The organism is Actinoplanes awajinensis subsp. mycoplanecinus, assembly GCF_001509495.1.
GTDB classification, from domain to species: Bacteria; Actinomycetota; Actinomycetes; order Mycobacteriales; family Micromonosporaceae; genus Actinoplanes; species Actinoplanes palleronii.
The window spans coordinates 1-9382 of the sequence record NZ_LLZH01000058.1; the positions used below are offsets into that span (position 1 = coordinate 1).

General features: G+C 71.6%; 10 protein-coding genes. 8 read left to right on the forward strand and 2 right to left on the reverse strand.

Annotation, left to right across the window (positions count from 1 at the left end; genetic code table 11):
• The first annotated feature begins 721 nt into the window (after positions 1 to 721).
• On the forward strand, positions 722 to 1042 hold the full coding sequence (locus tag ADL15_RS10195) for a protealysin inhibitor emfourin (protein ID WP_067687636.1): 321 nt from the start codon (positions 722 to 724) through the stop codon (positions 1040 to 1042).
• Here the strand turns inward: ADL15_RS10195 and ADL15_RS10200 are convergent.
• Positions 1017 to 1895: an alkaline phosphatase D family protein gene (locus ADL15_RS10200; protein WP_067687637.1), complete on the reverse strand. Its 879-nt coding sequence runs from the start codon at positions 1893 to 1895 to the stop codon at positions 1017 to 1019. The genes ADL15_RS10195 and ADL15_RS10200 overlap by 26 nt on opposite strands.
• A 283-nt stretch (positions 1896 to 2178) precedes the next feature.
• On the opposite strand from ADL15_RS10200, the gene ADL15_RS10205 reads away from it, so the two are divergent.
• The 6 genes from ADL15_RS10205 (at position 2179) to ADL15_RS10230 (ending at position 7114) form a co-directional block, all read left to right on the forward strand.
• The gene (locus ADL15_RS10205; protein WP_067687638.1) at positions 2179 to 2721 is read left to right on the forward strand and encodes a hypothetical protein; all 543 of its coding nucleotides are present in this window, start codon (positions 2179 to 2181) and stop codon (positions 2719 to 2721) included.
• Between the two features lie 72 nt (positions 2722 to 2793).
• On the forward strand, positions 2794 to 3744 hold the full coding sequence (locus ADL15_RS10210) for an STM4015 family protein (protein WP_067687639.1): 951 nt from the start codon (positions 2794 to 2796) through the stop codon (positions 3742 to 3744).
• Positions 3745 to 3748: 4 nt separating this feature from the next.
• The gene (locus tag ADL15_RS10215) at positions 3749 to 4552 is read left to right on the forward strand and encodes an STM4013/SEN3800 family hydrolase (RefSeq protein ID WP_067687640.1); all 804 of its coding nucleotides are present in this window, start codon (positions 3749 to 3751) and stop codon (positions 4550 to 4552) included.
• Positions 4549 to 5850 (forward strand): STM4012 family radical SAM protein, encoded by a 1302-nt coding sequence (locus ADL15_RS10220; protein WP_067687641.1) that lies wholly within the window; start codon positions 4549 to 4551, stop codon positions 5848 to 5850. Before ADL15_RS10215 ends, ADL15_RS10220 begins: the two co-directional genes overlap by 4 nt.
• Complete coding sequence (locus ADL15_RS10225) at positions 5847 to 6761, forward strand: STM4011 family radical SAM protein (protein ID WP_067687645.1); 915 nt, start codon at positions 5847 to 5849, stop codon at positions 6759 to 6761. Before ADL15_RS10220 ends, ADL15_RS10225 begins: the two co-directional genes overlap by 4 nt.
• Before the next feature lie 95 nt (positions 6762 to 6856).
• Positions 6857 to 7114: a hypothetical protein gene (locus ADL15_RS10230; protein WP_067687646.1), complete on the forward strand. Its 258-nt coding sequence runs from the start codon at positions 6857 to 6859 to the stop codon at positions 7112 to 7114.
• Positions 7115 to 7203: 89 nt separating this feature from the next.
• Here ADL15_RS10230 and ADL15_RS10235 read toward each other — a convergent pair whose 3' ends face one another.
• On the reverse strand, positions 7204 to 7773 hold the full coding sequence (locus tag ADL15_RS10235; RefSeq protein ID WP_232344008.1) for a nucleotidyltransferase domain-containing protein: 570 nt from the start codon (positions 7771 to 7773) through the stop codon (positions 7204 to 7206).
• 168 nt (positions 7774 to 7941) lie between these two features.
• Here ADL15_RS10235 and ADL15_RS10240 point away from each other — a divergent pair, with 168 nt between their 5' ends.
• Positions 7942 to 8379 carry a CBS domain-containing protein gene (locus tag ADL15_RS10240; RefSeq protein ID WP_067687647.1) on the forward strand — a complete coding sequence of 146 codons (438 nt, stop codon included), beginning with the start codon at positions 7942 to 7944 and terminating at the stop codon, positions 8377 to 8379.
• Positions 8380 to 9382 lie beyond the last annotated feature (1003 nt).

Sequence of the window (9382 nt, forward strand, 5' to 3'; positions counted from 1 at the left end):
GCCCCCGGCCCCGGCTGGCGCCCACGGCTCCCTCAAAGCGCCGGACACAGCCGTGACCACCAGCCGGCCGGGCGGTTTGCCGGTTCCGGGCGCGGTGCACGGTGACGGATCGAGCACCCCGCGCCAACCTCCAGTCGGCTGGTTCTCGGGGGTGCCTCGAAGGCCCGGAGGCACCCCCGAGAACCAGCCAGCCGCACCGGGCTGGTCCAGAGAGGTGCTTCCAGGCCCGCCAGACACCCCTGACAACCAGCCGAGTGCCCGGCGGCGCGTCGCGGACCGCGCCCCGGAAACACGCCCGCGCGACACCGCGGCCACCCGCCGGGGCGACGCGGGTCGCGGACTCCGGCTGGTTCTCGGGGTGGGCGAGACACCCCTGGGGGACCGGCTGCGGGGTTGGGGTGGCCGTGCGCACACGCGGGCGCCGCCCTGGAGGGCTTTGCGTTCTGGACGCGTAGCGGCCAGCGAAGACCGGAAGGGTCCCGGCGGGAGCGGCGGTCTGTACCCCAGCGGACGCACGACATCCCGATCTTGAATTTGATCTTCGGCGGTCAGCCACCGCCGGGGAACCCGACTCGGAACTGTTCAAGAACCGACAGCGGATCTGTCGGCGCGGTGCCAGCATCGGGAGAAGGCCCGGGGGAAAGCCAAAGGACGATCCCGTCCGGGCCGATCTGCTTCTACGTTCGTGCGGTGGGCAGCGCAGCAGAGGGAGCGAGTCGACATGACGGAACGTGTGATCGCCGAGTTGAGGCGGCCGGCCGGATACACCGGCCGGTCGTTGCATGTGGTCCTGGACTCCGAGGAGATGCCCACCGACCAGGCAGAGGATCTGCTCCGCCTGGTCCACGCGATCGACCTGACCCGGCTCGGCGTCAAGCTGCCGGCCGCGTCCGGCGCCGACCTGATGCGCTACGACGTGGCGGTCGAGCACGCCGGGCGGCACTGGCGCGGCACCGCCTACGAGCCGTACGTGCCGGGTGAGCTGCGTCCACTGCTGCGTTTCCTGGTCGACTCGGCTAGTGCACTCCCGGGACGCCGTTGACCAGGGTGACCGTCCGCGCGGTGCGCGCCGGGGCGCCCGCGCGGGAGACGTGTGACAGCGTCCGGAAATCGACCCGCATCGAATCCTTGCCGATCGTGGTGAGGGTGTAGCCGCGTCGCTCGGAGTAGTACCTGAGGTGCGGGTTCACGTCGGCGTACAGCGGCTTCTCGACCGCGGTCCCGTCGCCGTCCGAGCTGATCGAGGTGCAGACCAGTTCGGTGCCGACGGTCGCCGACCGGGGCTGGGCATAATCCGCCTTCAGATCGTTGGCGAAGCCGCGGTGCACGTCGCCGGTGAGCACCACCGGGTTGCGCACCTGCCGGTCCCGCCAGCCCCGCTGCAGCCGGGCCCGGGCGGAGCGGTACCCGTCCCAGCCGTCCAGGCAGGCACCACCGCGCCGGTCGAACCAGCGGGCGAAGAACACCTGCTGGGCCAGCACGTCCCAGGTGGCGTAGTGCTGGGCCAGGCCGTTGAGCAACCAGGACTCCTGTGCGGCGCCGGTGATCGTACGACCGGGAGCGTCCGCCGCCGCGCACACCTTCCACTCACCGTCCCCGCACGGCTGGTCCTGCCGGAACTGCCGGGTGTCGAGCATGTGGAACGTGGCCAGCCGGCCCCAGCGCACCCGCCGGTAGAGCTGGATGCTCGCACCGCTCTTGTACTGGGCGTGCCGCAGCCGGTAGTCGGCCAGCGACAGGCACTCGCGCGTCCCGGCGTGCCGGCGCGGGCGCCCCGTGACCGGCTTGCCCTCGTAGACGTAGTCGCCCAGGTGCAGGATCAGGTCCGGGTGGTCCTGGGCCATCCGGTCGGTCGTGGCGACCTGCCAGTCGACCGGGTAGTCCTTCGCCGCCATCCCGCCGCGCCCGTCCCTGCCACCCCGCCGAGCACGAAGATGCGGCGATTCATCCCTGTCATGCCCGGTACGGTCCGGGCCGTGGGTGACTGCCCGGGGCGACCTCCCGGATGCACCGGCGACCGGGACATCAAGAGACGGGGATCAATCGGCCAATACCGGTTCACCGCGCGCGGAACACCACGTGGCGTGCGGCGAACCGGCCGGGGCGCGGATTCGCTCACCTGCCACGATCCCGCGCCGATGATCCGGCCAACGCTCCTTCGAGCCCCGAGGTACGCCGATGACCGTCACCCGCTACGCCGCCCGGACCGCCGCCTTCGCGGCGGCGTATCTGCTCGCCTACTGGGCCGGCATCCCCCTCGCCGTGCTCTCCCCGGTCGCGGTCGCCGCGGTCTGGATGCTCGCGCAGGGCCGCTGGGGTCTGCGCCGGTTCGACGTGATCACCCTGGCCACGCTGACCGCCGCGTCGGCGATCGCGCACGGTGCCGGCATGCTGATGGCGTTCGGCCTGGCCGCCGCGGTCACCCTGCCCGCGATGATCTTCGCGGTCCTGCTGGAACGCTGGCTGCCCGGCTGGTGGCAGGGGCACGGCGACCGGTTCCGGCCCCGGCGTACCCGTCTGGTCCGTCTCGCCGCCGTGGCCGCGCTCACCGCCGTGACCTCCGTGGTCCTGCAGGCGATCCTGTCTCCCGAGCCTTCGGTGTACGACGTGAGCCTCCGGCTGGCCCGCGACGTCGTCACGCTCCTGGCGGTCACCCTGGCCGGCCGGGCGCTGCTGCGGCCACGCACGCCGCAGCGGACCGGGCTGACCCTGGTGCGCTGACCGGCCGCCGTTTGTCGGTGGCGCCTGCTACGGTCGCGCCGCCCGCTACACCGCCGTCCCGGAGTGCACACCATGACCTTCTCGTCCGACACCTCCGCCTTCGACGGCCGCCGGATCGTCGAGTACCCGGCGGACGACAGCAGCGCCACCGTCGCCTGGCGCGTCTCCCACCACGAGTACGACAACTCGACCGACGTGAAGCTCAACGAGGGCTTCCGCGCCAAGCTCGAGGCGTTCCTGACCGACCTGGGTGCGGAGACCGAGTCCCTGGTGATCGGCTCGTGGGGCTATGCGGCGTTCTCCCCCGCCCCGATCGAGCAGCTCTGCGCGGCCGCCCCGCGCCTGCCCCGGCTGCGCTCGCTGTTCCTCGGCGACATCGGCGCCGAGGAGTGCGAGATCTCCTGGATGAAGGTCGGCGACGTGAGCCGGCTGCTCACCGCGTTCCCGCTGCTGGAGACGCTGCAGGTGCGTGGCGGTGAGGACTTCCGGTTCTCCGGCCCGGTCCGCAACGACCACCTGCGCCGCCTGGTGGTGCAGAGCGGCGGCCTCGGCGCCGGCTTCACCACCGCGGTGCTCACCTCGGAGCTGCCCGAGCTGACCGACCTGGAGCTGTGGCTGGGCGTCGACGAGTACGGCGGCTCCACCACCCTGGAGACCCTGCGCCCGCTGCTGGACGGCAAGCTCTTCCCCCGCCTGCGCCGGCTGGCGCTGCGCAACGCGGAGAACGCCGACGAGATCGCCACCGCGCTCGCCCAGGCGCCGGTGGTCGCCCGGCTGGAGACGCTCGACCTGGCGATGGGCACGTTCGGCGACCAGGGCGCGGCCGCGCTGCTGGCCGGCCAGCCGCTCACCCACCTGCGCGAGCTCGGTCTGGAGTTCCACTACATGTCCGACGAGACCACCCAGGCCCTGGTCGAGGCGCTGGCCGGGGTCGAGGTCAACGTCGACGACCAGCAGGAGCCCGACGAGTACGAGGACGACGGCGTGACCATCTCGGAGCGGTACACCGCGGTCTCGGAGTGACCCGGTGCGCTCGCTGATCGGCAGTCACGACATCCTCCTGGTCACCATCGACACGCTGCGCTACGACGTGGCCGCCGAACTGGCCGCGGCCGGCCGCACTCCGGAGCTGGCCGGCGTGCTGCCCGGCGGCCGGTGGGAGCGCCGGCACTCCCCGGCGAGTTTCACCTACGCCGCGCACCACGCGTTCTTCGCCGGTTTCCTGCCCACCCCGGCGTCGCCCGGCGTCCACGACCGGCGCTACGCCGCGGCGTTCCCGGGCAGCGAGACGTCCGGGCCGGACACCTGGGTCTTCGACGCGGCCGACCTGCCGACCGCGCTCGCCGTGGAGGGTTATCACACGCTCTGCCTGGGCGGCGTCGGCTTCTTCAACCGGCGCGGCGCGCTCGGCAGCGTGCTGCCCGGGCTGTTCGCCGAGGCGCACTGGGAGCCGTCGTTCGGGGTCACCGCGCCCGACTGTCTCGGCGCCCAGCTCGACCGGCTGGCCGGCTCGATCGACGCGGTCCCGGCCGGGCAGCCGCTGTTCACGTTCCTCAACGTGGCCGCGCTGCACCAGCCGAACCGGCACTACCTGCCCGGCGCGGCGGCCGACAGCCGGGACAGCCACGCGGCCGCCCTGGAATACACCGACGGTCGCCTCGGCCGGCTGTTCTCGCTGGTCCGCGGCCGCGGCCGGCCGGTCTTCACGATCATCTGTTCCGACCACGGCACGGCGTACGGCGAGGACGGCCACACCGGACACCGGTTCGGTCACGAGGTCGTCTGGACCGTGCCGTACGCCGAGTTCGTCCTGACCCCGAGGGCCTCATGATCGACGATTCGCCCTACCAGGGCTATCTGTACGCCTACCCGCACAAGACCTCGTACCGCCCGTTCCAGCCGCGCCCGGCGCTGGCCGACGTGTGGCGCGACGAGCCCTCCGACGCGCTCTTCCTCTACGTGCACGTGCCGTTCTGCGAGATGCGCTGCGGGTTCTGCAACCTGTTCACCCGCGCGAACGCCCCCGCCGAGCAGGTCAGCGCGTATCTCCGCCAGCTGCGGCACCAGGCGGTCGCGGTCAGCCGGGCGCTCGGCGACGCGACGTACGCGATGGCCGCGTTCGGCGGTGGCACACCCACCCACCTGGAGTCCGGCGAGCTGGCCGAGCTGTTCGACATCTGCACCGGCGTGCTCGGCGCCCGGCTGCCCGGGGTGCCGCTCACCGTGGAGACGTCCCCGGCCACCGCCACCCCGGACCGCCTGGAGGTGCTCACCGCGCACGGCGTCACCCGGGTCAGCATCGGCGTGCAGAGCTTCCTGGACAGCGAGGCGCACGCGGCCGGCCGCCCGCAGCGCCGCTCCGAGGTGGACCGCGCGCTCGGCGCGATCCGGGACGCCCGGGTGCCGGTGCTCAACCTCGACCTGATCTACGGCATCGACGGCCAGACCCCGGAGTCCTGGCAGCTCAGCCTGGACACCGCGCTCGGCTGGCGGCCGGAGGAGATCTTCCTCTACCCGCTCTACGTCCGCCCGCTCACCGGCCTGGGCCGCCGGGCGGTCAGCCGCGACGACTGGGACGCCCAGCGCCTCGCGCTCTACCGGCAGGGCCGCGAGGCGCTCCTCGCCGCCGGGTACCGACAGGAGTCGATGCGGCAGTTCCGGCTCGCCACGCTCCCGGTCGACGGTCCCGACTACTCCTGCCAGGACGACGGCATGGTCGGTCTGGGCTGCGGCGCCCGGTCGTACACCCGGGAGCTGCACTACTCGTTCGACTACGCGGTCTCGGTCGGCCAGGTCCGCGCGGTCCTCGACGACTACCTGGCCCGCCCGGCCGACGACTTCCGGTACGCCGAGGTCGGCTTCGCGCTGGATCAGACCGAGCAGCGCCGGCGTTGGCTGATCAAGTCACTGCTGCGGGCCGAAGGCCTTGACGAGTACGCGTACCGCAGACGTTTCGGGACCGCCCCGGCGGCGGACTTCCCCCAGCTCGAGCAGCTCGTCGAGGCCGGCTGGGCGGAGCCGGGCGGCCTGCGCCTGACCCCGGCCGGGCTGGAGCGCTCGGACGCGATCGGCCCCTGGCTGACGTCCACCGAGGTGCGTTCCGCGATGGCCGGGTACCAGATCCGATGAACCTCGCCGTGCTCTACCGCGGGCCCCTGGCCAGCTGCAACTACGACTGCCCGTACTGCCCGTTCGCGAAGCGGCACGACCCGCCGGAGCTGCTCCGCGAGGACCGGGCCGCTCTGGCGCGCTTCACCGGCTGGGCGACCGCGACCACCGACGTACGCCTCTCGGTGCTCTTCACCCCGTGGGGCGAGGGCCTGACCCGCAGCTGGTACCGCGACGCGATGGTGTCGCTGTCGCACCTGCCGCACGTCGAGCGGGTGGCGATCCAGACGAACCTGGCCGCCCGGCCGGACTGGCTCGCCGCGGCCGACCCCGCGTCGGTCGCGCTCTGGGCCACCTACCATCCCGGCCAGGTCACCCGGGAGCGGTTCCTGGCCCGCTGCGCCGCGCTGCTGGAGCTCGGCGTGCGCTTCTCGGTCGGCGTCGTCGGCCTCCCGGAGCACCTCGCCGAGGCCCGCGCCCTGCGCGCCGCGCTGCCGCCGGAGGTCTACCTCTGGATCAACGCCGCCGAGGGCAAGCGCTACACCGCCGGCGAGGAGGCGGAGTGGACCGCACTGGACCCGCTGTTCGCCTACAGCGTCCGCCCGCACCTCTCGCTCGACCGGCCCTGCCACGCCGGCGAAACCGCCATCTCGGTCCAGGGCGACGGTACGGTCCGGCGTTGCCACTTCATCCAGGAAAAGATCGGCAATTTGTACGACGGCACGTGGCGTTCGGCGCTCCGCCCGCGGAACTGCGTGAACACCATCTGCGACTGCCACATCGGGTACGTGCACCTGAAGCCGCTCGGCCTGCGCGAGGTCTTCGCCGGCGGCCTCCTCGAACGGATCCCGGCCGGGTGGCCGAACCACCCGATCAGTGCGGTTTCTGCGGCTTCTGTCGGTTCTGTCGGTTTGGTGACACCAGGGGAGTGACTCTCCGATTAACTTCAGTCACAGAACGGGTTGAACGCTAGGGGATAAAGGGCATAGAGCACGGCATAACGCACCCCGCAAGGAGAGGTTGAGCGATGACGACGAACGCCACCGACCAGGTCCGCACCATCACCCCCGACGAGCTACGGGTCACCGGCCCGTCCCGGCTCCGCCAGGCGGTCACCACGGTCCGCACGTCCCGCCCCGCTCAGAAGGTGTCGGCCCACCGCAAACCCGCCACCGCTACCCTGCTGGCCCTCGCCGGCGTCGCCACCGCCGCCCTGCTGTATCTCCGCAAGCGCAACGCCAGGCCGGCCCCCAGCCGCTGGCGTTCCGCCCTGCGCCGCAGCTGACCCCACCCAACCCGACGCCGCCGCCCTCCAAGCGGCGGCGTCGCCAGTTGCGAGTCAGCGAGTTGCCGGCGCTCACGCCGCCTGGCAGGTCAGCTCTTGTGGGTGGTCCTGCCGTCCTGGCGGCGCGCTTCGAGGGCGGCCTCGAGGCGGGCGATGTCCGCGGCGTCCTTGGGGCGGCGCGCCAGCGCCGGATTCCACACCGGAAGCATCCGCTTGATCTCGATCTGCGCCTCCACACCGACGATCGGGCAGGTAATCCCGGCAAGGGTCCCGGGCGGCCCGTCCAACATGGCCTCCGGCCACGGCTCACCGGCCCACGGCCCGGCCGGCACTACCGGACGTCCCGCCTCATCGTGACCGACAAGCGTCAGGCTCTGCTCGACATCCCCCTTGACCAGATCCATCTGCCGATCGTGCGGCGGCTCCGGCAACAACACCCAGCCCGCGGCGACCAGGGCCTCCGCCAGCCGCACCACCTCGCCCTCCCGGACGAACCAGTCGACGTCCACATGCGCCCGGGTCACCGCACCGAGGTAGAAGTCCATCGCCCACCCGCCCCGAAGCCACACGGCCACCCCAAGCCCCCGCGCCAGCCCCACCACCTCAGCGACAGCCGCCAGCTGCCGCCCGCCGGTCCCGGCCATCGCCCTGTCGGTCACCGCCGGACGGTAGCCCGCAGCCCCGACCTCAGCGACCGATTTAGCCCCACCACAACCCAGCACTATTTCGGCATAGCCCGAACCCTATTGACTTCAGTACCCGCTCTTCGGCATAGAAGCAGGAAGAGATTCGAGCGAGCACGGGGGCCGACCACACAAGGAGGGGCGATGCGGATCAGCGACATCATCCGAGTCAAAGGCGACAAGGTGGTGACAGTGGCACCGGACCTGACCGTCAAGGGCCTGATCGAGGAACTGGCCAGGCACCGGATCGGCGCCGCCGTGGTGTCCCGGGACGGCCTCACGGTCGACGGCATCGTCAGCGAACGCGACGTCGTCCGGGCCCTGGCCAGCCAAGGCCCCGCAGTCCTGTCCCACCCGGTCAGCACGATCCACACCACCCAGGTCCGAACCGTCCCCCCAGAAGCCCGCCTGGAGGACGTCGAACGCCTCATGACCGAACACCGCTTCCGCCACGTCCCGGTAGTCCACAACGGCCGGCTGGCGGGCGTGGTGAGCATCGGCGACGTGGTCAAGAACCGCATAGACGAACTGGAAGCCGAACGCCACACCCTGGCCAACTACATCACCGGCGACCGTACCTGACCCTGCCCTGGGGGCGGCAACAACACGCAGTCGTGCGGTTGCCGCCCGCCTACCCGAGCTGCCTTCGGAGTCGATGCGCTAGGTCGGGGTTTTGGGGTCGGGACCCAGCGCGAGGGGGGACGGTTTGGGCGGGGAGGGCCATTCGAAAACCGTCAGGCTTGATATTTCCGAATGGCCCTCCCCGCCCAAACCTTGCCTACCTGGCGCCGCTCCATCCCGAGGCCCAGCCTTATCCCTCGGAAGCCTCAGCCACGCCAAGCATGCGGCGACAAGGGCTCCGGCCGCGAGAAGCGAAACCTCAGCCACGCCAGGTCCTCGGTGACTCCATCCCCAGCCGGCCGAAACGGAAGCCCCAACAACGCCGGGCGGCTGGTGGCAAGGGCCTCGGCCGCGAGGAACGAAAGTCCTCGGCTCGCGGAATACCTGGTGAAAAGGCCCGGCCTCACGGAATGCATGGTCCATTGACGCCGACGGTTCAGACCGCCTGCGACCGCACCATTGACCGGCTGGTTTCCAGAGGTGTCTCGCGGTGCTCGAGGCACCCCTGGAGACCAGCCGGTGCCGCAACTCGCGGCCGCAGCCCTGTACCGAAGCGGACCTTGCGTAGCCTCGGACGATGCCGCAGCGTGCGGCCGCGGCCTTGCGCCGAGGCGGTGGTCGGCTGGCTTCCAGGGGTGTCTCGCGGTGCTCGAGGCACCCCTGGAAGCCAGCCGGTGCCGCAACTCGCGGCCGCAGCCTTGTGTCGAAGCGGTGGTTGCGCTTGGTCGTGGTCGGCGCCGAAACCCAGGAGGACGCCGCTGCCGCAACTCCCGGCAGAGACCCCAGCCCGCAACGGTGTGGGGTCCCGGCCACGGACGGCCTGGAGCTGTGCCACAGCCCTGCCTGTGGCGGTTTGCGGTCTGGATGTCGCGGCCGCAAACGCGAGGTGGCAAGGTTTGGGCGGGGAGGGCCATTCGGAAATATCAAGCCTGACGGTTTTCGAATGGCCCTCCCCGCCCGAACC

Coding starts and splice junctions, on each gene's coding strand:
- ADL15_RS10195 (WP_067687636.1), top strand. CDS start 722: ATGACGGAACGTGTGATCGCCGAGTTGAGGCGGCCGGCCGGATACACC.
- ADL15_RS10200 (WP_067687637.1), bottom strand. CDS start 1,895: ATGGCGGCGAAGGACTACCCGGTCGACTGGCAGGTCGCCACGACCGAC.
- ADL15_RS10205 (WP_067687638.1), top strand. CDS start 2,179: ATGACCGTCACCCGCTACGCCGCCCGGACCGCCGCCTTCGCGGCGGCG.
- ADL15_RS10210 (WP_067687639.1), top strand. CDS start 2,794: ATGACCTTCTCGTCCGACACCTCCGCCTTCGACGGCCGCCGGATCGTC.
- ADL15_RS10220 (WP_067687641.1), top strand. CDS start 4,549: ATGATCGACGATTCGCCCTACCAGGGCTATCTGTACGCCTACCCGCAC.
- ADL15_RS10225 (WP_067687645.1), top strand. CDS start 5,847: ATGAACCTCGCCGTGCTCTACCGCGGGCCCCTGGCCAGCTGCAACTAC.
- ADL15_RS10230 (WP_067687646.1), top strand. CDS start 6,857: ATGACGACGAACGCCACCGACCAGGTCCGCACCATCACCCCCGACGAG.
- ADL15_RS10240 (WP_067687647.1), top strand. CDS start 7,942: ATGCGGATCAGCGACATCATCCGAGTCAAAGGCGACAAGGTGGTGACA.